Genomic DNA, 25,239 nt, shown 5'->3' on the forward strand with positions numbered 1-25,239 from the left:
GTAGTCGGTGGTCGTCACGAGCGGAGGTCCCGTCCGGTCAGGTCGAGGAAGACGTCTTCGAGGCTGCGGCGCTGCACGGCGAGCCGCTCGGGGAGGATGCCGGAGGCCGCGCACCAACCGGTGACGGTGGCCAGCAGCTGCGGATCGACGGGCGCCTCGATGCGGTAGCTGCCGGGCGAGGCCTCGGCGGCGGTGGCGCCGTCGGGCAGCTCCTTGAGCAGCGGGGCGAGGTCGAGCCCGGGCGGGCCGTCGAAGCGCAGCGAGGACTCGGCGCCGCCGCGGCAGAGCTCGTCCGGGGTGCCCTCGGCGATCACCCGGCCGCGGTCGACCACGGCGACCCGGTCGGCGAGCTGCTCGGCCTCGTCCATGTGGTGGGTGGTGACGACCACGGTGACGCCGTCCCGGCGCAGGTCGCGGACCAGCTCCCAGGTGGCGCGGCGGGCCTGCGGGTCCAGGCCGGCGGTCGGCTCGTCCAGGAAGACCAGCTCGGGCCGGCCGACCACGGCCATCGCCAGGGCGAGCCGCTGCTGCTGGCCGCCGGAGAGCCGGCGGTAGGTGGTCCGGCCGCAGGAGCCGAGGCCGAGGCGTTCGACCAGGGCGTCCACGTCCAGCGGGTGGGCGTGCAGCTTGGCGGTGTGCCGGAGCATTTCGACGGCGCGCGCTCCCGCGTACACGCCGCCGGACTGCAGCATCACGCCGATCCGGGGGCGGAGCTCGGCGCCCTGGGCGACAGGGTCGAGGCCGAGGACGCGGACGGTGCCGGCGTCGGGGCGGCGGTAGCCCTCGCAGATCTCGATGGTGGTGGTCTTGCCGGCGCCGTTGGGACCGAGCACGGCGGTGACGGCGCCGCGCGCGAGGGTCAGGTCGAGACCGTCCACCGCCGTCTTGGTGCCGTAGCGCTTGACCAGCCCGGTGACCCGGACCGCGGGTTCGGAATGCATACCGGCGAGTGTATGAGGCGCGAACACGGCGGCCCGGAGCGGGACGCCGCGCCGGGGCCGGACGCGGCACCGGACGGGCGGCCGAAGGGGTGGCGGGTGGAGCGGGTCGATGGCCTGGTCGGCGGGCCGTCCGGGGGTCCGACGGGGGGCGAGGAGGGCCGGAACGACCGCCGGAACCGGTGCCAGGTGATCGTTTTCGCAGGTCAGGTAAGGCTTACCTGCGTGACAGATGACACGAGTGAGGCCTGCATCACGGCTTGTCCCGGCGGAAGTAATTACGCAACAATCGTGTTGTGAAAAACATGCGCGAGCACTCCCCGCAGCAGGAGGCCGAGTCGGCCCCCGGCTGCGCCGTGCCCGCGAACGCGACCGAGGTGCTGCTCGACGGTCACCGCGCGACCCGGGACCGGGTGGCCCGGTCGATCCTCGACCACGGTCCGTCCTCCGCCGCCGACCTGGCGAACCGGCTCGGTCTGACGACCGCCGCCGTCCGCCGTCACCTGGACGGCCTAGCCGCCGCAGGACTGGTCGACGCCCGTGAACAGCGGGTCTACGGCAGCCGCGGCCGGGGTCGCCCGGCCAAGGTCTTCGCCCTCACCGAGTCCGGTCGGGACGCCTTCTACCAGGCGTACGACCAGCTCGCGGCCGACGCGCTGCGCTGGATCTCCGACGCGGTGGGCGGCGGCGCGGCGGGCGAGGAGGCGGTCGCCGCCTTTGCCCGCGCCCGGTTCGGCAAGCAGGGTGAGAAGTACCTGGACGCCCTGCGCCAGGCCGAGGCCGGTGAGCGGACCGAGGCACTCGCCCGGGCGCTCAGCGCCGACGGGTACGCTGCCACGGTGCGGCGGGTTCCGTCAGCCGCGGCGAAAGCCCCGGCGGGCGCCCAGCTCTGCCAGCACCACTGCCCGGTCGCGCACATCGCCGAGCAGTTCCCGCAGCTCTGCGAGGCGGAGACCGAGGTCTTCTCCCAACTGCTGGGCACCCATGTGCAACGGCTGGCCACCATCGCCCACGGCGACGGGGTCTGCACCACCTATGTGCCGGCACCCGGTGCCGCATCGTCGCCCTCCCTGCGCAGCGCGGGTCCGGGTTCCGGTGCAGTGCCGACTGCCGGTACGTCCACCGAAGATTCAGCGTCCGCGCGTTAGGAAGCTCGCATGACTGACACCGTTTCGCACCCGGAGCTCGAAGGCCTGGGCACCTACGAGTACGGCTGGGCGGACCCGGATGCCGCCGGCTCCGTCGCCAAGCGCGGGCTCAGCGAGGACGTCGTCCGCGACATCTCGGCGAAGAAGAGCGAGTCCGAGTGGATGCTGAACCTGCGGCTCAAGGGCCTCAAGCTGTTCGGCAAGAAGCCCATGCCCACCTGGGGCTCGGACCTCACCGGCATCGACTTCGACAACATCAAGTACTTCGTGCGCTCGACCGAGAAGCAGGCCGAGTCCTGGGAGGACCTGCCCGCCGACATCAAGGCGACGTACGACCGGCTCGGCATCCCGGAGGCGGAGAAGCAGCGGCTGGTGGCCGGTGTGGCCGCGCAGTACGAGTCCGAGGTGGTCTACCACCAGATCCGTGAGGACCTGGAGGAGCAGGGTGTCATCTTCCTGGACACCGACACCGCGCTGAAGCAGCACCCGGAGATCTTCGAGGAGTACTTCGGCACCGTCATCCCGGCCGGCGACAACAAGTTCGCCGCGCTGAACACGGCGGTGTGGTCGGGCGGCTCCTTCATCTACGTGCCCAAGGGTGTCCACGTCGACATCCCGCTGCAGGCCTACTTCCGGATCAACACCGAGAACATGGGCCAGTTCGAGCGGACGCTGATCATCGTCGACGAGGACGCCTACGTCCACTACGTCGAGGGCTGCACCGCGCCGATCTACTCCTCGGACTCGCTGCACTCCGCGGTCGTGGAGATCATCGTCAAGAAGGGCGGCCGCTGCCGCTACACGACGATCCAGAACTGGTCGAACAACGTCTACAACCTGGTCACCAAGCGCGCCGTGGCGTACGAGGGCGCGACCATGGAGTGGATCGACGGCAACATCGGGTCCAAGGTCACCATGAAGTACCCGGCCGTCTACCTGATGGGGGAGCACGCCAAGGGCGAGACCCTGTCGATCGCCTTCGCCGGTGAGGGCCAGCACCAGGACGCCGGCGCCAAGATGGTCCACATGGCGCCGAACACCTCCTCCAACATCGTCTCCAAGTCGGTGGCGCGAGGCGGCGGCCGCACCTCCTACCGCGGTCTGATCGAGATCGGCGAGGGCTCCAAGGGCGCGAAGTCCAACGTGCTCTGCGACGCCCTGCTGGTCGACACCATCTCCCGCTCGGACACCTACCCGTACGTGGACGTCCGCGAGGACGACGTGTCGATGGGCCACGAGGCGACCGTCTCCAAGGTCAGCGAGGACCAGCTCTTCTACCTGATGAGCCGGGGCATGACCGAGTTCGAGGCGATGGCCATGATCGTCCGCGGCTTCGTCGAGCCGATCGCGCGCGAGCTGCCGATGGAGTACGCGCTGGAGCTGAACCGGCTGATCGAGCTGCAGATGGAGGGCTCCGTCGGCTGACGCACAGCCGCACGCAGTCCAGCCACCAACTTTGAGGAAGAGAGCACTACGACAGCCATGGCTGACACGCCTTTGAATGTCGCTGGGACCACCGCCGGTTCCACCACCGCCGGTTCGATCGAGGTCGGCACCGCCGGGGCGGGCGCGCAGCTCGCCGGCCCCGGCACCGGCCGCGCGACCGTCCAGCAGCCGATCGACGCCCGCGTCGCCGTCAAGCCCTCCTTCGAGGTCGGCGACTTCCCGGTGCCGACCGGCCGCGAGGAGGACTGGCGGTTCACCCCGCTGCACCGCCTGAAGGGCCTGCACGACGGCAGCGCCGCCGAGGCGGAGAAGGGCGCGGACAAGGTCGAGCTGAGCCTGCCGGACGGCGTCACCGCCGAGACCGTCGGCCGCGACGACGCCCGCCTGGGCAAGGCCGGCAAGCCGGTCGACCGGGTCGCCGCCCAGGCGTTCAGCGCCTTCGAGCAGGCGCTCGTAGTCACCGTGCCCAAGGAGACGGTGCTCACCGAGCCGGTGAAGATCGACGTGCACGGCGAGGGCGGCACCCGCTTCGCCCACGTGGTGATCGACGTCAAGCCGTTCGCCGAGGCCGTCGTGGTGATCAACCACACCGGGACGGGCACCCGCGCGGCCAACGTCGAGCTGCTGCTCGGCGACGGCGCCAAGCTGACCTTCGTCTCCGTCCAGGACTGGGACCGCGACGCGGTGCACACCGCCCAGCAGACCGCCCTGGTCGGCCGGGACGCCTCGCTGAAGTCCGTCGTGGTCACCTTCGGCGGCGACGTGGTCCGCATCCACCCGCGGGTCTCCTACTCCGCTCCCGGCGGCGAGGCCGAGCTGTTCGGCCTGTACTTCGCCGACGCCGGCCAGCACCTGGAGCACCGTCTGGTCATCGACCACGACACCCCGCACTGCCGCTCCAACGTCGTCTACAAGGGCGCGCTGCAGGGCCAGGACGCGCACGCCGTCTGGGTCGGCGACGTGCTGATCCGCGCCGCCGCCGAGGGCACCGACACCTACGAGCTCAACCGCAACCTGGTGCTCACCGACGGTGCCCGGGTCGACTCGATCCCCAACCTGGAGATCGAGACCGGCGAGATCGTCGGTGCCGGCCACGCCTCCGCGACCGGCCGCTTCGACGACGAGCAGCTGTTCTACCTGCGGGCCCGCGGCATCCCGGCCGACGAGGCCCGCCGCCTGGTGGTGCGCGGCTTCTTCGCCGAACTGGTCCAGCAGATCGGCGTCGCCGAGATCCAGGAGCAGCTCATGGAGAAGATCGAGGCCGAGCTGGAAGCGGCGGTCTGAGGCCGATGAGTTTTCTCCGTGCCTGCGCGCTGAGCGAGCTCCAGGAGGACGTGCCCCGGCGCGTCGACCTCAACGGCGTGCCCGTCTCCGTCGTCCGCACCGACGAGGGGGTGTTCGCGATCAACGACACCTGCTCGCACGCGAACGTCTCGCTGTCCGAGGGCGAGGTCGAGGACTGCATGATCGAGTGCTGGCTGCACGGCTCCAGCTTCGACCTGCGCACCGGCAAGCCCTCCGGACTGCCCGCCACCAAGCCGGTCGCTGTCTACCCCGTAAAGATCGAAGGGGACGATGTGCTCGTCTCCGTCAACCAGGAGTCCTGAGTACATATGGCAACCCTTGAAATCCGCGACCTGCACGTCACCGTCGAGGCGGAGAACGGCCCCCGGGAGATCCTGAAGGGCGTCGACCTGACCGTGAAGCAGGGCGAGACCCACGCGATCATGGGTCCGAACGGCTCCGGCAAGTCGACCCTGGCGTACTCGCTGGCGGGACACCCCAAGTACACCGTCACCAGTGGCTCGGTGCTGCTGGACGGCGAGGACGTCCTGGAGATGTCCGTCGACGAGCGGGCCCGGGCCGGTGTCTTCCTGGCCATGCAGTACCCGGTCGAGGTCCCCGGCGTCTCGGTCTCCAACTTCCTGCGCACCGCCGCCACCGCCGTCCGCGGCGAGGCCCCGAAGCTGCGGCTCTGGGTCAAGGAGGTCAAGGCGGCGATGGCGGCCCTCCAGATGGACCCGGCCTTCGCCGAGCGCAACGTCAACGAGGGCTTCTCCGGCGGTGAGAAGAAGCGCCACGAGATCCTCCAGCTGGAGCTCCTCAAGCCGAAGATCGCGATCCTCGACGAGACCGACTCCGGTCTGGACGTCGACGCGCTGCGGGTCGTCTCCGAGGGCATCAACCGGGTCCGCTCGACCGGCGAGGTCGGCACCCTGCTGGTGACCCACTACACCCGCATCCTGCGCTACATCAAGCCCGACCACGTCCACGTCTTCTCGGCCGGCCGCATCGTCGAGTCCGGCGGCGCCGAGCTCGCCGACAAGCTGGAGGAAGAGGGCTACGAGTCCTACGTGAAGGGTGGCGCTTCCGAGTGATCCATACCCCCGAGACGAGTGGCCCCGCCACGGGCCTGCCGGGTCTGCTCGACACCGACGCGATCCGCAAGGACTTCCCCGTCCTGCAGCGCCTGCTGCACGACGACAAGCCCCTGGTCTACCTGGACAACGCCGCCACCTCGCAGAAGCCGCGCCAGGTGCTGGAGGCGCTGAACGCCTACTACGAGCGGCACAACGCCAACGTGCACCGCGGCGTCCACGTCCTCGCCGAGGAGGCCACGGCGCTGTACGAGGGCGCCCGTGACAAGGTCGCGGCCTTCGTCAACGCGCCGAGCCGCAACGAGGTGGTCTTCACCAAGAACGCCTCGGAGTCGCTCAACCTGGTCGCCAACATGCTGACCTGGGCGGACGAGCCGTACCGGGTGGACGCCGACTCCGAGATCGTCATCACGGAGATGGAGCACCACTCCAACATCGTCCCGTGGCAGCTGCTCTCGCAGCGCACCGGCGCGAAGCTGAAGTGGTTCGGGCTGACCGACGAGGGCCGGCTCGACCTGTCCAACATCGACGAGCTGATCACCGAGAGGACCAAGGTCGTCTCGTTCACCCTGGTCTCCAACCTGCTCGGCACGGTGAACCCGGTCGAGGCCATCGTGCGCAAGGCCCAGGACGTCGGTGCGCTGGTCGTCATCGACGCCTCGCAGGCCGCGCCGCACATGGTGCTGGACGTGCAGGCGCTGGAGGCCGACTTCGTCGCCTTCACCGGCCACAAGATGCTCGCCCCGACCGGCATCGGCGTGCTCTGGGGCCGCCAGGAGCTGCTGGAGGACCTCCCGCCGTTCCTCGGCGGCGGCGAGATGATCGAGACCGTCACCATGGGCTCGTCCACCTACGCCCCGGCGCCGCACAAGTTCGAGGCCGGCACCCCGCCGATCGCCCAGGCGGTCGGGCTCGGCGCGGCCATCGACTACCTGTCGAACATCGGCATGGACCGGATCGCCGCGCACGAGCACGCCATCACCGCGTACGCGGTGGAGCGGCTGCTGGAGGTCCCGGACCTGCGGATCATCGGTCCGCGCACGGCCGTGGACCGGGGCGCCGCGATCTCCTTCACGCTGGGCGACATCCACCCGCACGACGTGGGCCAGGTGCTCGACGAGCAGGGCATCGCCGTGCGCGTCGGCCACCACTGCGCGCGGCCGGTCTGCCTGCGGTACGGAATTCCCGCGACCACGCGGGCGTCGTTCTACCTGTACTCGACGCCGGGCGAGGTCGACGCCCTGATCGACGGCCTGCACCACGTCCGGAACTTCTTCGGCTGACGGGACGGCCCACGACATGAAGCTCGACTCGATGTACCAGGACATCATCCTGGACCACTACCGCAACCCGCACGGCAAGGGGCTGCGGGACGGCGACGCCGAGGTGCACCACGTCAACCCGACCTGCGGGGACGAGATCACCCTGCGGGTGCGGCTCGACGGGGCCACGGTCGTGGACGTCTCGTACGAGTCGCAGGGCTGTTCCATCAGCCAGGCCAGCGCCTCGGTGCTGAACGACCTGGTGGTCGGCAAGACCGTCGGCGAGGCGCAGGCCGTCCAGGAGGCCTTCCTGGAGCTGATGCAGAGCAAGGGCCAGGGCGAGGGGGACGAGGAGGTGCTGGAGGACGCGGTCGCGTTCGCCGGCGTCTCCAAGTACCCGGCCCGGGTCAAGTGCGCGCTGCTCAGCTGGATGGCCTGGAAGGACGCCACCGCCAAGGCCCTGGCCGAGCAGCCCGCCGTGCACGACCTGAACGACTGAAGCAGAAGAGGAGGACAGACACATGAGTGACACCGAGACGCCCGCCCCTTCCGCTGAGGAGGGTCCGACCGTCATCGTCGGCACCACCGCCGGCACCGTCTCCGTCGAGGACCTGACCGAGGCCCTGATGGACGTCGTCGACCCCGAGCTGGGCATCGACGTCGTCAACCTGGGCCTGATCTACGGCATCCACATCGACGAGTCCGACGTGGCCACCATCGACATGACGCTCACCTCGGCGGCCTGCCCGCTGACCGACGTCATCGAGGACCAGGCGAAGACCGCCACCGACGGCCTCGTCCAGGACCTGCGCATCAACTGGGTCTGGATGCCGCCGTGGGGCCCGGACAAGATCACCGACGACGGCCGCGAGCAGCTCCGCGCCCTCGGCTTCAACGTCTGACGGACGTCCTGCGTCAACCCGCTGCCGCGCGAGTCTCTCCTTCGGGGGAATCATTCGCGCGGCAGTGGTATATCTGCGAGCGGGCGGCCACGCTGGTGCCGCGACCGCGAAGGGAGCGACGGGATGGCTGTGGAAGCGATCGGGCACTGGACGTTGCCCGCCTCGCCGTATGCCATGTGGGTCCGGGGAGAGCTGGAGGCGTACCTGCGCATCCCGGACGACGGCACACGGGTCGAGGTGATCGGAGGGGAGTTCGTCGTGTCACCGGCCCCTGTGTACCTGCACGCGGGGATTCTTACGGACATCCAGGAGGCGGTGCTGTCCGCCAGAGTGCTGGATGCGGCCTTCCCCTGGCGGGCCGTGCAAACCGTCAACCTCGACCTGGTGGAGATCGGCGACGGCTACGTCCCCGACATGGTGGTCGTCCACCAGGACACCGATGCCAGGAGCAGGGCGGAGGACGTGCTCTTCCTGCAGCCGCAGGACCTCGACCTGGCGATCGAGGTGACCTCGCCGTCCAACGCCCGCGACGACCGCCGTCCGCTGCTCGGCCGTCGGCTCAAGCCCACCAAGTGGAGCGGGTGCGCGCGGACCGGCGTGCCGTACTACCTCCTGGTCGACCGTGACCCGCGGCAGCCCGGCATCACCCTGTTCGGTGAGCCGGACCGGGGCGAGGGGAGCTACCGGGTGCTCGGCGAGTGGAAGTTCGGTGAGCCGCTGCGGCTGCCGGAGCCGTTCGGGTTCGAGGTCTCCACGGAGACCTGGAAGCCCTGGGCGGAGTAGGTCCGGGAAGGCCGCTGCCCGGTACGGGATCCGTACCGGGCAGCGGCGTTCCCGTCGGTCAGGCGGTGCGGGGCCGGCGGGCGACGGCGACGGCCAGGGCGACGCAGAGGACGGCGGCGAGGCCGACGAAGCCGCTGGTGGCCGGGAGCAGGCCGTAGCGCTGGACGAGGGCGCCGACGCCGACGATCGGCAGCGAGCTGCCGAGGTAGACGATGACCCAGAGGGAGCTGAGCTCGGAGCCCCGGCGTTCCGGGTTCATCGCGGCCACCGCGCCGGTGAACAGCGAGCGGAAGGCGACCCCCTGGCAGGAGCCGCCGAGGACGCTGCCGATGAACAGCAGCGCCGGTGTGCCGGTGTACTGGGCGGTGACGACCAGGCCGAGGCCGGTCGCCAGACCGGTCATGCCGAGGGCGATGACCAGCCGGTCGGCGGTCGGCGGGACGAGCAGCTGGGCCACGGCGGAGGAGCCGAGCAGCAGCGCGGCCACCACGGCGCCGGTCAGCCGGGAGTCGGTGTGCAGCAGCTTGGCGGAGAAGGCCGGGGCCAGGCTGAGGTAGACGCCGAAGACCGCGTAGGAGATGAACCCGGCGGCCGAGGCCAGCAGGAACGCCCGGCGGCCGGTGGACGGCAGGGCGAGGCGCTGGGGGCGCAGGTGCGCCGGGGTGGTGATGCGCGGCGGGGAGGCCGGCGGGCGGCTGCGGCCGGGCATCCGGGGGTGGACCAGGGCGAGCGGCACGCAGAGCGCGAGCAGGGCGACGGCGTGCAGCAGGAAGGGCGTCATCAGCGGGTCGGAGCCGCCGGCCAGCAGGGCGCCGACCACCGGGCCGATCGCCACGCCGCCCGCCGAACAGGCCAGGGTGAGCTTGGCCGCCAGCGTGGGGTGGTCGGGCAGCAGGTCGCCGAGGGCGGCTCCGGCGGCGCCGGTGGACAGGCCCACCGCGACGCCCTGGACGGCGCGGCCGAGGGCGAGCTGCCAGAAGCTGCCCGAGGTGGCGAAGACGACGTCCCCGGCGGCGGCCAGGGCCACGGCGGGCAGGATCAGCGCGCGCCGGCCGAGGTGGTCGGACCAGTGGCCGACCGCGGCGAGCACCGGGACCAGCGCGAACACGTACACCGTGAAGAGGATCGTGGTGTCGAGCGCGGTCAGCGAGAGCCGCTGCTGGAGCAGCGGGTAGATCGGCGTGGCCAGGTTGGCACCGATCAGCATGAGGAGGAGGGCGCCGGCGACGAGGCCGACGCGGACGCCGCGGAGCGCGTTCCATCGGCTGATCGCGGCGAGCTGGAGCTGGGCGCGCGGGGCGAGCTCCAGGGGAAGCAGGGCCTCCGACAGTCGGCGTCCGTCGAACTGCGCGGTGCGCAGGCCGGAGCCGGCAGGGGAGAGGTCCGCCATGGCAGGGGTCTCCTGTGGCCGGGCGCCACCAAGGTCGGCGGGGTGTGCCGGCGCGCCCGTCCGGTGGCGCTGTGGTGGTGGCCTCGGTGCGGGGACTTCCTGGTGGAGCGGGTGAGCATGGGACCCTCCGTCCCGGAGCCGGGCGAGGAGGGTGGAGGGGCTTCGTTGCCCGGTGGCCCGCGCGGGGTGTGCACGGTGCCGATTCGAAGGATAAGGGGTGGGCGCACGGTTGCGGCGCGCGCCCCTGGAGGCCGGGCATCGGGGGTGCCCGGCCTATACGCTGAGGTAGTGGACCGGCACAGGGAGCTGATCCACTGCGGCCGGAACGGATCGGCCGACCGCTGGCTGTAGGGAGAACGCGCGACAATGGCCGGACGACGTCGTAAGAACGCTGGGGCTTCGTCGGCGGGTGCGCCGGACGAGGGGGCGGTCGGCGCTGTGCTGCCCGCCGACCTGGAGCTGCAGGACCTCTATGGGGCGTTCGCCGCGCACGGGCTGGACGACGAAGACCTGGACGACGCCGCCGTGCTGGTGCCGCCGGTCCGGCTGCCGGCCGAGTCCGAGCTGGCCGACCAGGCGAAGGCCGTGCCGATGTTCGGGTACGCGCTGAAGCTGGCCCGCTGGACGGCCCCGCACCGGGAGGTGGACGAGTTCGGCGACCTCACCGGTCCGGACCGGGCGCCCGCCGCCCGGCTGCTCGGCCTCGCGCCCGAGCAGGGGGAGGCGCCGGAGGAGGCCGTGGTCGAGGCGATGCGGGCCTGGTCGCTGGCCTGCGACCTGGACCTCATCGAGATCGGCACCACCGCCGCCGGTGAGCACGTGGCCATTCCCGGGCCGGACCTGGAGCCGGCCGAGCGGGGGGACGCGGAGACCGTCCTGGAGCTCTGGCTGACCGCCGCCGGGATCGTCCGGGAGCTGGCCGTGGAGGCCGACTCGCTGCCGGAGGAGGAGGCCGCCGAGGAGGCGGCCGAGCGCGCCGGGGCCGCGGCGGAGCCGGAGCCGGAGTCGGAGGATGACGACGACGAGGAGCGGCTGGCGCGGGTCGAGGAGGCCCGGGAGGAGGCCGCCGAGCTGCTCGACGAGGCGCTCCAGGTGCTCTACGAGACGACCGCCTTCGCCGACCCGGGCACCGAGACCGTGCCGCTGGGCGTGCTGGCCGCGCTGCTGGTCGTCCCGGAGGGCGAGGAGCCGAGCGAGGAGCTGCTCGGCGACATCACCGATGTGATGGTCGCGCTGGACCCGATGCTGAACGACCTCGCCGAACTCGGCGTGCTGGACTACCGCCCGATCGACCCGGAGCTGTTCGACGAGGAGGAGGGGCAGGAGCCCCTCGGCGGCGGGGTCGGCGACGAGCCGCTGGACGAGGAGGAGTCGGCCCGCTTCGGCCTGGTCCGGCTCACCCCGCTCGGCCAGTACGGCATCCGGCAGTGGCTGCTGGAGGACGGCTACGACGCGCCGCTGGTCGGCGAGCTGGCCCAGGGGGACGCCGCCGAGCTGCTGCGCGGGATCTGCGAGGCCGCCAACGTGCTGCCCGAGGAGGAGCTGCAGGTCTGGGTGACCGGCCGGGAGCCGGTGGACGCGGCCCGCGAGCTGCTCGCGGCGTCGCGCGGCAACGACGCGTACGCCCCGATGCGCCGGATGCTCAGCCGGCTGGCGCTGGGCATGATCGGCCGGCCCGCCGAGCCCGCCGTCCGGGAGGTGCTGGACGACCCGGAGCTGGGCGGGGCCGCGCGGGCCTGGCTGGTGGATCTCGGCGCCACCGATGTGCCCGCGCCGGAGCGGGGGATGGCGCTGTGGACGGTGATCGACACCTTCGCCGCCCAGCTGCTCGACACCGGCGGCGACGCCGAACTGCTTCGCGAGCTGATCGCCGACCTGCCGGTGACCGGCAACCCGGCGAGCTACTTCGGCGAGCTCTGGCGGGTCGACCACCCCTACACGGCGGACGTGCTGGAGGCGGTCGGCGAGCTGCACCTCGACCGGACGGTGGCCAAGGAGGCCCGCAAGGCGGCCTTCAAGGCGCGTTCGAAGAGCTGAGGGCCCAGGGGGCGTGCGGGGCCGGGCCGGCCGGGGCGGGATGCCCGGCCGGTCACGGCAGGTCCAGTGAGCCCTCCGCGGTGAACGGGAAGAACGGGTTGTGGGCCAGCTCCCACAGGTGGCCGTCCGGGTCCTCGAAGTAGCCCGAGTAGCCGCCCCAGCTGGTCGCGGTCGGGGGCTTGACCACCGTGGCGCCCGCCTCGACGGCCGTCCGCAGGGCGGCGTCCACGCGCTCGGTCGACTCCAGGTTCACCGCGAGGGTGACGCCCCGGAACGACGGCTCGCCGAGGGCGGGGACCCCGGCGTCGGCGGCCAGCTCGTCGGTCGGGAAGAGGCCCAGCACCGAGTCGGCGGTGCGGAACCAGACGATCTCCGGGCTGGAGACCGACGAACGGCGCCACCCGAGGTCCTCGTAGAACCGGGCGCTGCGGTCGAGATCGGTCACCCCGAGGGTGACGATGCTGATGCGGGCGGGAAAGTCCTGGGTTGCTGTCATGCCCGACAGCGTAGGAAGCGGCACTGACAAACGCGCGTCCTGACACGACGGCGCGGGTGGCGATCCGTCCGGCGGGGCAAAGGAGCTGATGACCCGGCAGGTCGGGCCACGTATCGTGTCCCGCAGGCGGTGTGCGGGCGGCGAGGACACGGGGGTGCGGCGCGGGATGACGCGGGAGAGCGGTGGCAGGCAGGACGGTCTCCGGGGGGACGGCGCGCGGTGGATGGACCCGTGCGGACCGGAGGACCGCTTCACCGACCAGGAGGAGTTCTCCCGCCGCACCCTGGCCGCGGCCGGCTTCCCGGTGTACGGCGTCGTGCGCGGCGCCGACCCGGGCGGTGACGCGCTGACCGCGTTCGAGACCTGTGACGGCCGGCTGTCCTGGGTCGAGGTCTGCTCCGGCGACTGGACCTCCGCCGACGGCCCGTACGTCACCGTGCGCACCTACCGTCCCGGGGCCGACCGGCCGGGCGCGCTGCCCGAGCTGGAGGACGTGGTCGAGGACGAGCGCGACCGGGTCTACGAGCAGCTCGGCGTCGACGAGGGCGACTGCCCCGGCCGGGTCCGGGCGCTGCGTGAGTGGATCACCGTGGACGGCGAGCCGTGCGCGGTGGAGGTCCACGAGGACCTGCGCGACCCCTGGGACCGGCCGGACGCCCCGCTGCCCGGCCGCGGCGCCACCCCCGGTGCCGGCCCGGTCTGGGCGGGCCGGTTCCGGGTGGACGGGCTGACCGTCACGGTCTGCGGGCGCGGCGTGGTGCCGGGCAGCCTCGAACTGGCCCCGATCCAGGACGTCGAGCGGCATCTGCGCGGCCGGACTGCGCTGCTGCGCGGCCTCGCCGCCCGCCGGGCCCGGTACGTCCCGGTCGAGGAGCGCGAACTCCCGCCGACGGTCGGGCTGGAGGCGCACCGGGCGGTGATCGAGCACGGCATCGCCGAGTCCGCGGCGATCGAGGCGCAGGTCCGGGCCGGGCGCACGCCGCGGCTGCCGCGCGGGCTGCGCGGCGAGACCGGCGCGCTGCGCTGGGAGGCCGCGGTCCGCCAGCAGATGCGGCTCGGCTCGGAGAGCCGGGAGGAGGCGGTCGCGGCGGTCACGGCGATGGTCAACCACCTCAACCGGCTGTCCCGGCAGACCCAGTGGGTGGTCGGCACGGTGGAGGGGGTGGCCGCGGTCGAGGAGGTCATCCGCTACACGGTCTTCGCCAGCGAGGTGGCGAGCCTGCCCGCGCAGCGTGCCTGGGAGCAGCTCTGGCGGGACCGGGCGGACGGTGCCGGCGCGGCGGGCGACGGCTGGGAGGAGGAGCGGATCGGCGAGCAGCTCTGGCTCGCGGCCTGGGAGCAGTGGCGGGCGGCCCGCGCGGGGCGGTGAGCGCCGCCGACGGACCGTCGTGCGGGGTGCCGCTCCGTTCCGCGCCTGTTCTCCGGCTCCGTTTCCGCGGCTGTTCGATGGCGCTGTTCCGTGGCTGTTCGGTGGCGCTGTTCCGCGGTTCTGTTCTGCGGCGCGGCCGTGACCTGCGGTGCACGGGGCAAAGAACGGGTCATGGATTCGAATACGGTCGGCAAATGAACACCCGGACGCGGTGTCCGCTTCACCGGGCGTTCATCACACCGGCGGAGTCTGCAGGCGTCGACGAGCTACCTCGACACCTCGCACGCCTCGTACCGGGCTCCGCTCCGGTCGGCGCCCCACCTCTCAGGAGTGACTCACATGTCGCTGTCCCGTCGGGACTTCGTCAACCGTTCCACCCTCGTCGGGGCCGGCGTGCTGATCGCCGGTAGCGCCGAGGCGCTGGCCAGCGCCCCGGGCGCGATCGCCGCCCCGGTCGGCGGCGAGGTGCGGGACGCCGCGACCGCCGACGCCGAGCGTGCCGCGGTCGGCTACGGCGCGCTGGTCAAGGACCCGGAGAACCTGCTCGCACTGCCCAAGGGCTTCAGCTACAAGGTGGTGAACCGCGCGGGCGTCACCAAGCTGCGCACCGGCGAGTTCACGCCCAGCAACCACGACGGCACCTCCGCCTTCGAGGACGAGCGCGGCGGCAACCTGCTGGTCGTCAACCACGAGCTGAGCGGCGCCCGCTCCGGCTGGGCGTACCCGGTGCCGCTGACCGAGGGCCACGTCTACGACCCGGGCGCGGCCGGCGGCTGCACCATCGTGCACGCCAAGCGCAACGGCACGGTCGAGCAGTGGGTCGGCATCGCCGGCACCGCCACCAACTGCGCCGGTGGCGTGAGCCCGTGGGGCACCTGGCTGTCCGGCGAGGAGACCGAGGACAGGGCCGGCAAGAACGGCTTCACCAAGGACCACGGCTACATCTTCGAGGTCGACCCGTTCGACGACGAGTACAACCTCGACCCCAAGCCCGTGAAGGCCTTCGGCCGTTACGCGCACGAGGCCGTCGTGGTGGACCCGAAGCGCGGCCACGTCTACCTGACCGAGGACGCCTCGAACCCCAACGGGCTGCTGTTCCGCTGGACCCCGCCGGCCGGCTTCAAGCACGGCCGCTACCAGCTGCGCAAGCTCGCCGACGACGCCGGCACGCTGGAGGCCTTCAAGGTCTTCGACGCGCAGGGCAAGTTCATCGACGACCTGTCGCGCGCCACCAAGGTCGGCACCACCTACGGCGTGGACTGGGTCAAGGTCCAGGACCGCGACGCCAGGACCGTCTCCGTCCGCAAGCAGTTCAAGGACGGCGAGGTCACCCGCGCCCGCAAGCTGGAGGGCATGTGGTGGGGTGACGGCGGCTTCTACTTCGTCTCCAGCTTCGCCCGCTCGGAGAGCCCGCTCCAGCACGACGGCCAGGTCTGGTTCTTCAACCCCGTCCGCCGCACCATCACCCTGAAGGTGCTGCTCGGCGTCAACACCGACGTCTGGGGCGACCACGACAACTTCGACGGCCCGGACAACATCACCGTCTCGCCGTACGGCGGCATCGTGATCGCCGAGGACGGCGAGGGCGTCTCGCACCTGTTCGGTGCCACCGAGGACGGGCTGACCTACCCGATCGCCCGCAACGAGCTCAACATCGGCTCCGCCGACAAGCCGGAGTTCAGCGAGTTCACCGGCGTCACCTTCTCGGACGACGGCAAGACGCTGTTCGCCAACATCCAGACCCCGGGCATCCAGCTGGCCATCACCGGCCCGTGGCACCGCCTGAACGAGCACAAGCGCGGTCAGGGCTACGGCGCCTGATCAGGCTGAGGCCGGGAGGGCCCGCTCCGGCGGGCCCTCCCGGCTTTCCCGATCGTGCTTTCCCGATCGTGTTGTCCCGGTCCGGCTTGCCCGGGCCCCCGGAGGCGGGCGTCGTGCCGGGACGCGGGCGTCACTCCTCCGGCAGGCGCAGCTGGAGCATGGCCAGCAGGCGCTGCTGCGGCTGCGCGAGGTCGACACCGGTGAGCTGCTCGGCCCGGCGCACCCGGTACCGCAGGGTGTTGGGGTGGATGTGCAGGGCGTCCGCCGCGACCCGGACCTCGCCCAGCGCGTCCAGCCAGGCCAGCACCGACTCGGCGAGCCGGGTGCCGTGCCGGCGGTCGTACGCGGTCAGGGCGGTCAGCCGCGGGTCGCGCAGGCCCGAGCGCTCCTGCAGCAGGGCCAGCATCTCGCTGACCAGGACCTCCGCCTGGACGTCGATCAGTGCGGCGACCTCCAGGTCCACCCCGCCCCGGCCCATGGCGTCCAGGATCCGGTCCGCCTGCGCCCGGGAGTCGGGCACCTGGGCCAGGCCGTCCACCGTGGAGCCGATCGCCGCCCGCAGCGGGACGCCCAGGTGGTCCCGGGCCGCCTCCACCACCTCCAGCGCCCAGTCGCGGACCGTCGTCATCGGCAGGCCGGCCGGCAGCTCGGGCAGCAGCACGTAGACCCGGGACTCGATCGGGGCGAGCAGCGCGCTGCGGTGGCGGGCGGCGGTGTGCACCGAGATCAGGCCGGTCACCTCGGCGCGGGTCAGCGCCTCGGTGGTCGGCGCGCTGTACGCCAGCACGGTGGCGGGCCGGCGCAGGTCCAGGCCCAGATGGGTGGCGAGCGACTGCGGCCCGGTCGAGCCCTCCAGCAGGCCGGTGAGCAGGGTGCGGGTCAGCCGGACGTCCGCCGACAGCTCCCGCCGCCGCCGGACCAGCTGCGCCGCCGCCACCCGGGCCGCGCCGACCAGCGCCTGCTCGGCGAGCGGCGCCAGCGGCTGGGCGCCCTCCTGCACCCAGATCGTCCCGAGCGGCTGGGCGCCGGTCCGGATGCCGATCGCCAGACGCCGGCGCAGGCCCAGCTCCGGGTGCGGGTCCACCGCGATGGCCGAGTCCGAGGTGCGCAGGTGCTGGAAGATCCCCCACTCGCGCAGCTTGGAGAGGTAGGGCTCGGGGCCCTGCCAGCCGAGGATGGAGAGCCGGCGCAGGTCGTCCACCTCGTCGGAGTCCGAGGAGCGGGAGTAGGCCAGCACCCGGCTGGAGGTGTCCTCGATCGAGACGATGCCGTGGGTGAGCACGGCGACGGTCTGGGCGAGCGAGAAGAGGTCGCCCGCGTTGTGCTCGGGGGCGCCCGCGGCGTCCGCGGTGTCCGGGCCGGCGATGATCGCCCGGGCGAGCGAGTCCAGGTGCTCCCACCGGGTCTCCCGGCGGACCGAGAGCAGCGCCACCCCCGCCTCGGTGGCCGCCTCCCGCAGCGCGTCGGCCTGGCCGGGGCCGTCCAGCTTCACCGCGACCGCGGCGGCGCCGGCCCGGCCGGCCGCGCGCAGCGCGGGGAGCGCGGCCCGGCCCCGGGCACCGATGGCGAGCACGAGTTCGCCGGGAGCGGCGGTGGGAGGGTCCTCCGGGTCGAGGATCGCGACGTCGCGCACCGCGACGTCCAGGCCCAGCGGGGCGGCCTGGAGCTCGACCAGCGGTTCGCCGAGGGACATCAGCAGCTGACGGAGCGGGAGGCCGGCGGGCTGCGACACCGGAGGCTCCTTCACGCTCGTGCGAACCGGGGCGGATCAGTGCGAATGGTGCGAACGGACCGTCGAGCATCGTGCGAACGGACCATCGCGTACCGCCGATTTTAGCGGGGCGGACAGGCCTCGGGAGTGGGCGAGCGGCCCGGCCGGCGGCCGGCGGGTCCGGTGGCCCGCCCGGCGGTGGCCGTGACCGCGCCGTGACCCCTTCGTCGGGCCGGACAACGCCGTACGGGGGACTTTAGCCGCCCGGCCAATCAAGTGGAGCCCGGTGCAGGAATAGCGTTCGTCCTGTGGCCGACGTGCGACCCGCGTCGGCATCCCCCGCATGAACCGAAGGAGAGCGTGCGCTCATGGATGCTGTGACCCAGGTCCCCGCGCCGGTGAACGAGCCGGTCCACAGCTACGCCCCCGGCAGCCCCGAACGGGCCCGCCTGGAGGCCAAGCTGAAGGAGCTGGGCGGCCAGGAGCCGGTCCAGCTGACCATGACGATCAACGGTGAGCGCCGCCTCGGCGGCGGCACCGAGATCCACGTCGTCCAGCCGCACAACCACGCGGCGAGGCTCGGAACGCTGCGCAACGCCACCCAGGCCGACGCGCAGGACGCCATCGACGCTGCCCTGGCCGCCGCTCCGGCCTGGCAGGCGCTCTCCTTCGACTCGCGCGCCGCGATCTTCCTCCGGGCCGCCGACCTGCTGGCCGGCCCCTGGCGCGAGACGCTGGCCGCGGCCACCATGCTCGGCCAGTCCAAGACCGCGCAGCAGGCCGAGATCGACACCCCCTGCGAGCTGGTCGACTTCCTGCGCTTCAACGTGCACTTCGCCCGGCAGATCCTGGCCGAGCAGCCGATCTCCTCGGACGGGGTCTGGAACCGCAGCGACCACCGCCCGCTGGAGGGCTTCGTCTACGCGATCACCCCGTTCAACTTCACCGCCATCGCCGGCAACCTGCCGACCGCGCCGGCGCTGATGGGCAACGTGGTGCTCTGGAAGCCCTCCCCGACCCAGCAGTTCTCCGCGCACCTGCTGATGCAGCTGCTGGAGGAGGCCGGGCTGCCCAAGGGCGTCATCAACATGGTGACCGGCGACGGCCTGGACGTCTCCGCCGTCGCGCTGAAGCACCCGGCGCTGGCCGGCATCCACTTCACCGGCTCCACCCCGACCTTCCAGCACCTGTGGCGCACCGTCGGCGAGAACATCTCCGGCTACCGCACCTACCCGCGGATCGTCGGCGAGACCGGCGGCAAGGACTTCCTGGTCGCCCACCCGTCCGCCGACCCGGCCGTGCTGAAGACCGCGATGACCCGCGGCGCCTTCGAGTTCCAGGGCCAGAAGTGCTCGGCGCTCTCCCGCGCCTACGTCCCGGCCTCGCTCTGGGCCAGCCTCAAGGACGCCTTCCGCGACGAGGTCGAGGGCCTCACCATGGGCGACGTCAACGACCTGTCGAACTTCATGTCGGCCGTCATCGACGACCGCGCGTTCGCCAAGAACAAGGCCGCGATCGACCGGGCCCGGGCGGACGACTCCGTCGAGGTGCTGGCCGGCGGCACGTACGACGACTCGGTGGGCTACTTCGTCCGCCCGACCGTGCTGGTCTGCGCGGACCCGGCGAGCGAGTACTTCAAGGACGAGTACTTCGGCCCGATCCTCGCCGTCCACGTCTACGAGGACGAGAAGTACGAGGAGATGCTGGCCCAGATGGAGTCGGTGTCGCCCTACGGCCTGACCGGCTCGATCATCTCCCAGGACCGCGCGGCCGCCCAGGACGCGATGCACAAGCTGCGGTTCGCGGCCGGCAACTTCTACATCAACGACAAGCCGACCGGCGCGGTCGTCGGCCAGCAGCCCTTCGGCGGCGGCCGGGCGTCCGGGACCAACGACAAGGCCGGCGCCAAGCAGAACCTGGCGCGCTGGACCTCGACCCGTTCGGTCAAGGAGACCTTCGTCCCGCCGACCGACTACCGCTACCCGCACATGGGCTGAGTGCCCCGCCGACGCCCGGTCCCGCAGCCGGGTGTCCCCGCGGGGGCGGGCGGCCCCACCCCCTGGCCGCCCGCCCCCGCCACCTCCTTCTGCCACCCTTAGAAGCACCAGCTCCAGGAGTCACGATGCTCCGTTCCGCCCTTCTCGCGGCCTCCCGCTCCCCGCAGGTCCGCACCGTCGTCGAGAAGTTCCCGCCGACCCACGCGATAGTCGAGCGGTTCGTCGCCGGCGAGGCCCTCGACGACGCCGTCACCGCCTGCGACGACCTGGTCGCCACCGGCCGCAAGGTCACCCTGGACCACCTCGGTGAGGACACCAAGGACGCCGCCCAGGCCGCCGGGACCGCCGAGGCGTACGAGCACCTGCTCGCCGCGCTCAAGGACACCGGCCTGGCGGCCGGCGCCGAGGTCTCGGTGAAGCTGTCGGCCGTCGGCCAGTTCCTGCCGGTGGACGGCGAGAAGATCGCGCTGGAGAACGCCCGCCGGATCTGCGAGGCGGCCGCCGACGCGGGCACCACGGTGACCCTCGACATGGAGGACCACACCACCACGGACTCCACCCTCGCCATCGCGCGGGAGCTGCGGGCCGACTTCCCCTGGCTGGGCGTCGTGCTCCAGGCCTACCTGCGCCGCACCGAGGCCGACTGCCGCGAGTTCTCCGGCCCCGGTTCCCGCGTGCGGCTCTGCAAGGGCGCCTACAAGGAGCCCGAGTCGGTCGCCTTCCAGGGCAAGCACGAGGTGGACCTCGCCTACGTCCGCGCGCTGAAGATCCTGATGGCCGGCGAGGGCTACCCGATGATCGCCTCGCACGACCCCAACATGATCAAGATCGCCGGCCAGCTCGCCCAGTGGAACGGCCGCGAGCGCGACTCCTTCGAGTACCAGATGCTGTTCGGCATCCGCCCCGAGGAGCAGCTGCGCCTGGCCGGCGAGGGCAACACCATGCGGGTGTACCTGCCGTACGGCGAGGAGTGGTACGGCTACTTCATGCGCCGCCTCGCCGAGCGCCCGGCCAACCTGACCTTCTTCCTGCGGGCCATGGCGACCCGCGGCTGAGGCCCTGCCGTACGGACGGCCCGCACCCCTTGTGGAAGGGGGGTGCGGGCCGTCCGTCGTCGGGGGCGGCGGGGCGGCCTAGGATCGGGGGCGGTGAAGTGTGGTCGGGTCGCGTCGAGTTGGGCAGGTGGTTGAGGTGCTGAAGGCCTTCGCGGAGTTGTCGACGCCGTTGGTGGCGGATGCGTGCGTGCGGGTGGGGGTGGGGTTGCGGGTGGCGCCGGCGGGGGTCGGGCCGGTGGTGGCGGGGCGCCGGGTCGCGGGGCGGGTGCTGCCGGTGCGGCACTACGGGAGCGTGGACGTGTTCCTGGAGGCGTTCGGCGCGGCCGAGCCCGGGGACGTGCTGGTCGTCGACAACGGCGGGCGGGTCGACGAGGCCTGCGTCGGGGACCTCGCGGTGCTGGAGGCGAAGGCCGCCGGGGTGGCCGGGGTGGTGGTGTGGGGCCTGCACCGGGACACGCCGGAGCTGGTGGAGATCGGGCTGCCGCTGTTCAGCTACGGCGCGCTGCCGCTGGGCCCGTTGCGGCTCGACGAGCGGGAGCCGGAGGCGCTGGTCACCGCCCGGTTCGGGACGCACCTGGTGAGCGCCGGGGACGTGGTGTTCGGGGACGCCGACGGCGTGCTGTTCGTGCCGGCCGCCCGGGTCGACGAGGTGCTGGAGGTGGCGGGCGGGATCGCGCGCACGGAGCGCGCGCAGGCCGAGCGGATCCGCTCGGGCGACACGCTGCGCCGGCAGACCGCGTTCGACGACTACCTGGTGCGGCGGGCCGCCGATCCGTCGTACAGCTTCCGCCAGCACCTGCGACGGGTCGGCGGCGCGATCGAGGAGTAGCGGGCGGCGGGCCGGAGTTCAGAGCGCGCGGTGCATGACGTGCAGGCCGACGTACCCGTGGACGGGGTGGCGGAAGCCCTCGGGGAGGGTGCCCAGGATCTCGAAGCCGAGCGACCGGTACAGCCCCACCGCGCGCTCGTTGCTCGCCACCACGGCGTTGAACTGCATGGCGCGGTAGCCCGCCGCACGCGCCCAGTCCAGGGTGTACTCGGTGAGCGCGCGCCCGATGCCCCGGCCGGAGTGCGCCGGGTCGACCATGTAGCTGGCGCTCGCGATGTGCGAGCCGTTGCCCTGGTGGTTGCGGTTCATCTTGGCGCTGCCGAGGACGGTGCCGTCCTCGGCGACCGCGACCACGGTGCGGCTCGGGGCGGGGAGGAGCCACCACTCACGGCCCTGCTCGAAGGTCAGGTCGAGCGGGTAGGTGAACGTCTCGCCCGCGGCGGCGATGACGTGGAAGAACGGCCAGATGGACGGCCAGTCCTCGGGGGTGGCTTCCCTGATCAACATCCGGACAGGATGGCACGCCGACCGGCCGCCGGCCAGCGGTTTTCGGGTGCCCGGGCGGTGGGCCCGGGCACCCGGGGGGTCAGAGCATCGAGGCGGCGGGCTTGACCATGGCGCGGGCGGTCTTGGCGTCCACGTACTCGCCGATCGCGGTCATCACCCACTCGCCGGAGTACTGGCGGACCAGCTTGCACATCACCACGCCGGTGTGCGGCTCGGACTGGGTGAGGTCGAAACGGACCAGCTCCTGGTCCGAACCGGCGTCCACCAGGCGGCAGTAGGCGTTCTTGACGTCGGTGAACTTCTGGCCGGAGAAGGAGTTGACCACGAAGACCAGGCCGCAGACCTCGGGCGGCAGGCCGTCCAGGTGGACGGTGATCGACTCGTCGTCACCGCCGCCCGCGCCCGTGAGGTTGTCGCCGGAGTGGGCGACGGCGCCGTTGAAGATCCCCAGCTTCATGAACCAGGCGGTGTCCAGCTTCTCCCGCTTGGCGTCGAAGGCGATGCAGGAGGCGTCCAGGTCGATGTTGCGGCCGCGGCCGGCGGGCTCCCAGCCGAGTCCCATTCGGACGGAGGAGAGGAAGGGCTTGCCGTTCTTCTCCAGGGAGACCGAGCCGCCCTTGGTGAGGTTCACCCGGCCCTTGTCCAGGGTGATCTTGGTGAGGGCCGGCGGGGCGGCGGGCGCCGCGGGCGGGGCCGGCGGCATCGGGGGAGCGCTCTGCGGCAGCGGCGGGGCGACCGGGGCCGGGGCCGGGGCCGGGGCCGGGGCGGTGACCGGCGGGGCGACCGGGGCGGCGGTGGCGGCCGCCGGGGCGGGCTCGTCCTCCACGGTGACGCCGAAGTCGGTGGCGATGCCGGCCAGGCCGTTGGCGTAGCCCTGGCCGACCGCCCGGACCTTCCAGGCGCCGCCGCGCTGGTAGACCTCGACCACGATCAGCGCGGTCTCGCGGCCCAGCTGGGGAGGGGTGAAGGTGACCAGGACCTGGCCGGAGTCGGCGTCCCGGACCGTCGCGGTCGGCTCGATGCCGGCGAAGGTGGCGCCGGCCTCGTCGGGGCTCGCCGTGACGACGATCTTGGTGATGCCGGCCGGGACGGCGGCGGTGTCGATGGTGATCGCGTCCGGGGTCCCGCCGGAGGCCGGGCGGTGGGTGACACCGGGGCCGTGCGGGGCGTTGAAGAACACGAAGTCGGCGTCCGAGCGGACCTTTCCGGCCTCGGTCAGCAGCAGGCCGGAGACGTCCAGCGCCTTGGGTGCGGTGACCTCGACGGTCACCCGCGCGGCGGTCAGCGGGGCGTTGCCGCCTTGGGTCAGGACCGTGGACACGAACTCCTCCTCGGATGCGGTGGCACGGCGTGCGGGACCCGAGTCGGGGCGCCGTGCCGAGTGGTACCCACAGTAACGAACGGGGTTGTCGAGACGAGCCCGATCAAGGCGGTGACCTGTCGGGTTGTCGGACGGTCGGTCAGCTCGGTCCGACGGCGAACGCTCCCAGCGCGGCGACGGCCCGCGGGTGGTGGATGCCGAACGCCGAGGCGCTCCAGCTCTCGGCCGGGGCGGCCTTGCCGGGGCCGGTGGGCGCGCTCTCCCCGCGCCCCGGTGCGGCCGGTGCGGGCGCGGCACCGGGGACGCCGGTGGTGGGCGCGCCGGTGGCGGGTGCCTCGGTGCCCGGCGTCGCGGCCGGGCGGGTGTGCCGGACACCGAAGGTGTAGCGGCCGGGCGTGACGTCGGTGCCGGGCGGGGTGGTGAAGCGGTAGACCAGGGTGCCGCGTTCGTGGTGGGTGGTGACCACGGCGCCGGCCAGGTCGGTCCAGGCGGTGCCGGAGGGGGAGGTGGCGGCGGTGGCGTCCGGTGCCGGACCGCCCGGGGCCGCCGCGTCCGGCGCGAGCCGGAGTTCGGCCTGCAGCGCGGTGAGCGGCTCGGTGACGGTCAGGGTGAGGACGTGCCGGGTGCCGTCGCGGCCGAGCGACTGGACCAGTGCGGCGCCGGTGAGCGCGTGGTCGGCCGTGCCGTCGGGGTCGCCCGGGCCCGGGGCGGTACCGCCGGCCGGGTCCTTGGGGACGGTGGTCGGGTCCTGGGCGCCGGGCGGCAGGCCGGTCCAGCCGTCGGTGGGGTCGGCGGGCGGTCGGACGCCGGGCGCGCCGGGCGCGCCGGGCGCGGGGGCGAGCGGCTTGGGCGGCTCGGGCGATCGGGCCGCGAGCGGTTGGCCGGACTCCACGGGCTCGGGCCGCTGGTGGGACGGCCCGTCGGTGGGCGGCGGCGCGGTGGCGGCGGTCAGGCCGTTTTTCTGCGGGAAGGGGCCGAGGGCCTGGGTCGACGGGGTGTCGGAGGTGCTCCGGCCGCCGGTCCGGCCCTCGGCGAGCGGCACGGCCGAGCCCGGGGCGGGCGAGCGGGGTGCCGGGACGCCGGAGACGGGCGGGTGCGAGGCGTGCGACTCGGACGTGGCGGGGCCGGCGGGGCGGACGGAGGGGCGCCCGGACGGCAGCGGCGCGGCCGGCGCCTGCGAGGAGTCGGGCGCGGAGGCGGCGTCGGCCCGGTCGGCGCCGGGGGTGGGCGGCGGGCTGGACCCGACCTGGGCCACTCCGGCGCGGCGCCCGACGCCCTGCTGCTCGTGGAGCAGCCAGGTGGTGGCGATGCTGATGCCGACCACGGTGGACATCGCCATCGCGGCGCCGGAGAACCGCAGGGTGGGCAGCCGGAGCCGGCCCCCGAACGGCTTGGGCCGGCCGTGCCGGCCGTGCCGCTCGCGCGGCAGGTCGCGCTCGTGCCGCGCGTCCGGCCCGATCTCCTCGCGCAGAGCCACCCGACCCTCCCTCCCCGAAGCCGTCGCTGAGTCGCCGCATTCTCCCATGCGCTGCCGACAGGCCCGAATCGCCGTCATGGGCGGACTGCCGCCGGTTCGCCCGGGTTCGGCCGGGGTCGCTCGTGCGGGTCCGCCGGTGGACGCGCAGGAGCCCGCGCCGGCAGGGGGACGAGCGTACCAGCGGCTGCCCGGGCCCTGGCCAGCCCTCGTGCGGGATCGACGAAATCCGTGGACGGCCTTTCGCTGAGCGGAAGTTGACGGTCCGTCTGACAAGCCCTGCGCGGCCCGGGCCGTCGGTGCGCGGATTATTGCAACCTCCTTGCAACCCTTGCCGGTCCGGCCTCCGGTGGCGCAAGGTGGGGGAATCCCACG

At 72.8% G+C, this 25,239-nt stretch carries 22 protein-coding genes; 15 read left to right on the plus strand and 7 right to left on the minus strand.

All coding sequences use genetic code 11. The features are described from left to right. Positions 1-14: 14 nt before the first annotated feature. On the minus strand, positions 15-941 hold the full coding sequence (locus ABT263_RS06350; RefSeq protein WP_352288154.1) for an ABC transporter ATP-binding protein: 927 nt from the start codon (positions 939-941) through the stop codon (positions 15-17). Between the two features lie 302 nt (positions 942-1,243). On the opposite strand from ABT263_RS06350, the gene ABT263_RS06355 reads away from it, so the two are divergent. The 9 genes from ABT263_RS06355 to ABT263_RS06395 all read left to right on the plus strand — a co-directional run bounded on the left by ABT263_RS06355 (position 1,244) and on the right by ABT263_RS06395 (position 8,857). Beyond that, entirely contained in the window at positions 1,244-2,086 is an 843-nt protein-coding gene (locus ABT263_RS06355; RefSeq protein ID WP_329490026.1) for a helix-turn-helix transcriptional regulator, read from the plus strand. 9 nt (positions 2,087-2,095) lie between these two features. Then, complete coding sequence (gene sufB / locus ABT263_RS06360; protein WP_329490027.1) at positions 2,096-3,511, plus strand: Fe-S cluster assembly protein SufB; 1,416 nt, start codon at positions 2,096-2,098, stop codon at positions 3,509-3,511. Between the two features lie 57 nt (positions 3,512-3,568). After that, entirely contained in the window at positions 3,569-4,816 is a 1,248-nt protein-coding gene (gene sufD, locus ABT263_RS06365) for a Fe-S cluster assembly protein SufD (protein WP_329490028.1), read from the plus strand. Positions 4,817-4,821: 5 nt separating this feature from the next. Beyond that, complete coding sequence (locus tag ABT263_RS06370; protein ID WP_352288157.1) at positions 4,822-5,139, plus strand: bifunctional 3-phenylpropionate/cinnamic acid dioxygenase ferredoxin subunit; 318 nt, start codon at positions 4,822-4,824, stop codon at positions 5,137-5,139. A 6-nt stretch (positions 5,140-5,145) separates the two neighbouring features. Further along, positions 5,146-5,910: a Fe-S cluster assembly ATPase SufC gene (gene sufC, locus ABT263_RS06375; protein ID WP_352288160.1), complete on the plus strand. Its 765-nt coding sequence runs from the start codon at positions 5,146-5,148 to the stop codon at positions 5,908-5,910. Beyond that, positions 5,910-7,193: a cysteine desulfurase gene (locus ABT263_RS06380; RefSeq protein ID WP_502885766.1), complete on the plus strand. Its 1,284-nt coding sequence runs from the start codon at positions 5,910-5,912 to the stop codon at positions 7,191-7,193. The genes sufC and ABT263_RS06380 overlap by 1 nt, the downstream gene beginning before the upstream one ends. A 16-nt stretch (positions 7,194-7,209) precedes the next feature. Continuing rightward, a complete protein-coding gene (sufU, locus tag ABT263_RS06385) occupies positions 7,210-7,671 on the plus strand; it encodes a Fe-S cluster assembly sulfur transfer protein SufU (protein WP_329490031.1) in 462 nt (153 codons plus the stop codon). 22 nt (positions 7,672-7,693) lie between these two features. Then, positions 7,694-8,074: a metal-sulfur cluster assembly factor gene (locus ABT263_RS06390; protein ID WP_329490032.1), complete on the plus strand. Its 381-nt coding sequence runs from the start codon at positions 7,694-7,696 to the stop codon at positions 8,072-8,074. A 123-nt stretch (positions 8,075-8,197) separates the two neighbouring features. Then, positions 8,198-8,857 (plus strand): Uma2 family endonuclease, encoded by a 660-nt coding sequence (locus tag ABT263_RS06395; RefSeq protein WP_352288162.1) that lies wholly within the window; start codon positions 8,198-8,200, stop codon positions 8,855-8,857. 58 nt (positions 8,858-8,915) lie between these two features. On the opposite strand, the gene ABT263_RS06400 is transcribed toward ABT263_RS06395, so the two are convergent. After that, positions 8,916-10,247: an MFS transporter gene (locus tag ABT263_RS06400; protein ID WP_352288165.1), complete on the minus strand. Its 1,332-nt coding sequence runs from the start codon at positions 10,245-10,247 to the stop codon at positions 8,916-8,918. Between the two features lie 366 nt (positions 10,248-10,613). Here ABT263_RS06400 and ABT263_RS06405 point away from each other — a divergent pair, with 366 nt between their 5' ends. Then, the gene (locus ABT263_RS06405) at positions 10,614-12,284 is read left to right on the plus strand and encodes a hypothetical protein (RefSeq protein WP_352288167.1); all 1,671 of its coding nucleotides are present in this window, start codon (positions 10,614-10,616) and stop codon (positions 12,282-12,284) included. A gap of 52 nt (positions 12,285-12,336) precedes the next feature. On the opposite strand, the gene ABT263_RS06410 is transcribed toward ABT263_RS06405, so the two are convergent. Next, positions 12,337-12,780, minus strand: a complete 444-nt coding sequence (locus ABT263_RS06410; protein WP_329490036.1) for a VOC family protein — start codon at positions 12,778-12,780, stop codon at positions 12,337-12,339. 223 nt (positions 12,781-13,003) lie between these two features. On the opposite strand from ABT263_RS06410, the gene ABT263_RS06415 reads away from it, so the two are divergent. Together ABT263_RS06415 and ABT263_RS06420 are read left to right on the plus strand one after the other, a co-directional pair. Continuing rightward, positions 13,004-14,149, plus strand: a complete 1,146-nt coding sequence (locus ABT263_RS06415) for a hypothetical protein (protein ID WP_352288169.1) — start codon at positions 13,004-13,006, stop codon at positions 14,147-14,149. Between the two features lie 339 nt (positions 14,150-14,488). Then, the gene (locus ABT263_RS06420; RefSeq protein ID WP_352288172.1) at positions 14,489-15,970 is read left to right on the plus strand and encodes an alkaline phosphatase PhoX; all 1,482 of its coding nucleotides are present in this window, start codon (positions 14,489-14,491) and stop codon (positions 15,968-15,970) included. A 130-nt stretch (positions 15,971-16,100) separates the two neighbouring features. On the opposite strand, the gene ABT263_RS06425 is transcribed toward ABT263_RS06420, so the two are convergent. Beyond that, positions 16,101-17,702, minus strand: a complete 1,602-nt coding sequence (locus ABT263_RS06425; RefSeq protein ID WP_352288175.1) for a PucR family transcriptional regulator — start codon at positions 17,700-17,702, stop codon at positions 16,101-16,103. A 347-nt stretch (positions 17,703-18,049) separates the two neighbouring features. On the opposite strand from ABT263_RS06425, the gene pruA reads away from it, so the two are divergent. From pruA to ABT263_RS06440, 3 genes are all read left to right on the plus strand, one after another. After that, a complete protein-coding gene (pruA, locus tag ABT263_RS06430) occupies positions 18,050-19,678 on the plus strand; it encodes an L-glutamate gamma-semialdehyde dehydrogenase (protein WP_352288177.1) in 1,629 nt (542 codons plus the stop codon). A 125-nt stretch (positions 19,679-19,803) separates the two neighbouring features. Next, positions 19,804-20,733, plus strand: coding sequence for a proline dehydrogenase family protein (locus tag ABT263_RS06435; protein WP_352288180.1), 930 nt, complete (start codon positions 19,804-19,806; stop codon positions 20,731-20,733). A gap of 136 nt (positions 20,734-20,869) precedes the next feature. Then, on the plus strand, positions 20,870-21,562 hold the full coding sequence (locus ABT263_RS06440; RefSeq protein ID WP_352288374.1) for an RraA family protein: 693 nt from the start codon (positions 20,870-20,872) through the stop codon (positions 21,560-21,562). 18 nt (positions 21,563-21,580) lie between these two features. Here ABT263_RS06440 and ABT263_RS06445 read toward each other — a convergent pair whose 3' ends face one another. The 3 genes from ABT263_RS06445 to ABT263_RS06455 form a co-directional block, all read right to left on the minus strand. Beyond that, positions 21,581-22,069, minus strand: a complete 489-nt coding sequence (locus ABT263_RS06445; protein WP_352288182.1) for a GNAT family N-acetyltransferase — start codon at positions 22,067-22,069, stop codon at positions 21,581-21,583. A 79-nt stretch (positions 22,070-22,148) separates the two neighbouring features. Beyond that, entirely contained in the window at positions 22,149-23,378 is a 1,230-nt protein-coding gene (locus ABT263_RS06450) for a TerD family protein (protein WP_352288377.1), read from the minus strand. 151 nt (positions 23,379-23,529) lie between these two features. After that, the gene (locus ABT263_RS06455) at positions 23,530-24,867 is read right to left on the minus strand and encodes a hypothetical protein (protein WP_352288185.1); all 1,338 of its coding nucleotides are present in this window, start codon (positions 24,865-24,867) and stop codon (positions 23,530-23,532) included. Positions 24,868-25,239 lie beyond the last annotated feature (372 nt).

This window comes from Kitasatospora sp. NPDC001603, assembly GCF_040298365.1.
Classification (GTDB): Bacteria; Actinomycetota; Actinomycetes; order Streptomycetales; family Streptomycetaceae; genus Kitasatospora.

What these genes read in the sequence shown, in the direction of transcription:
- ABT263_RS06435 (WP_352288180.1), top strand. Translation starts at nt 19,804, where the DNA reads ATGCTCCGTTCCGCCCTTCTCGCGGCCTCCCGCTCCCCGCAGGTCCGC.
- ABT263_RS06405 (WP_352288167.1), top strand. Translation starts at nt 10,614, where the DNA reads ATGGCCGGACGACGTCGTAAGAACGCTGGGGCTTCGTCGGCGGGTGCG.
- ABT263_RS06370 (WP_352288157.1), top strand. Translation starts at nt 4,822, where the DNA reads ATGAGTTTTCTCCGTGCCTGCGCGCTGAGCGAGCTCCAGGAGGACGTG.
- ABT263_RS06395 (WP_352288162.1), top strand. Translation starts at nt 8,198, where the DNA reads ATGGCTGTGGAAGCGATCGGGCACTGGACGTTGCCCGCCTCGCCGTAT.
- ABT263_RS06420 (WP_352288172.1), top strand. Translation starts at nt 14,489, where the DNA reads ATGTCGCTGTCCCGTCGGGACTTCGTCAACCGTTCCACCCTCGTCGGG.
- ABT263_RS06445 (WP_352288182.1), bottom strand. Translation starts at nt 22,069, where the DNA reads ATGTTGATCAGGGAAGCCACCCCCGAGGACTGGCCGTCCATCTGGCCG.
- sufD (WP_329490028.1), top strand. Translation starts at nt 3,569, where the DNA reads ATGGCTGACACGCCTTTGAATGTCGCTGGGACCACCGCCGGTTCCACC.
- ABT263_RS06400 (WP_352288165.1), bottom strand. Translation starts at nt 10,247, where the DNA reads ATGGCGGACCTCTCCCCTGCCGGCTCCGGCCTGCGCACCGCGCAGTTC.
- sufC (WP_352288160.1), top strand. Translation starts at nt 5,146, where the DNA reads ATGGCAACCCTTGAAATCCGCGACCTGCACGTCACCGTCGAGGCGGAG.
- ABT263_RS06410 (WP_329490036.1), bottom strand. Translation starts at nt 12,780, where the DNA reads ATGACAGCAACCCAGGACTTTCCCGCCCGCATCAGCATCGTCACCCTC.
- ABT263_RS06415 (WP_352288169.1), top strand. Translation starts at nt 13,004, where the DNA reads ATGGACCCGTGCGGACCGGAGGACCGCTTCACCGACCAGGAGGAGTTC.
- sufU (WP_329490031.1), top strand. Translation starts at nt 7,210, where the DNA reads ATGAAGCTCGACTCGATGTACCAGGACATCATCCTGGACCACTACCGC.
- ABT263_RS06355 (WP_329490026.1), top strand. Translation starts at nt 1,244, where the DNA reads ATGCGCGAGCACTCCCCGCAGCAGGAGGCCGAGTCGGCCCCCGGCTGC.
- ABT263_RS06390 (WP_329490032.1), top strand. Translation starts at nt 7,694, where the DNA reads ATGAGTGACACCGAGACGCCCGCCCCTTCCGCTGAGGAGGGTCCGACC.
- sufB (WP_329490027.1), top strand. Translation starts at nt 2,096, where the DNA reads ATGACTGACACCGTTTCGCACCCGGAGCTCGAAGGCCTGGGCACCTAC.
- ABT263_RS06350 (WP_352288154.1), bottom strand. Translation starts at nt 941, where the DNA reads ATGCATTCCGAACCCGCGGTCCGGGTCACCGGGCTGGTCAAGCGCTAC.
- pruA (WP_352288177.1), top strand. Translation starts at nt 18,050, where the DNA reads ATGGATGCTGTGACCCAGGTCCCCGCGCCGGTGAACGAGCCGGTCCAC.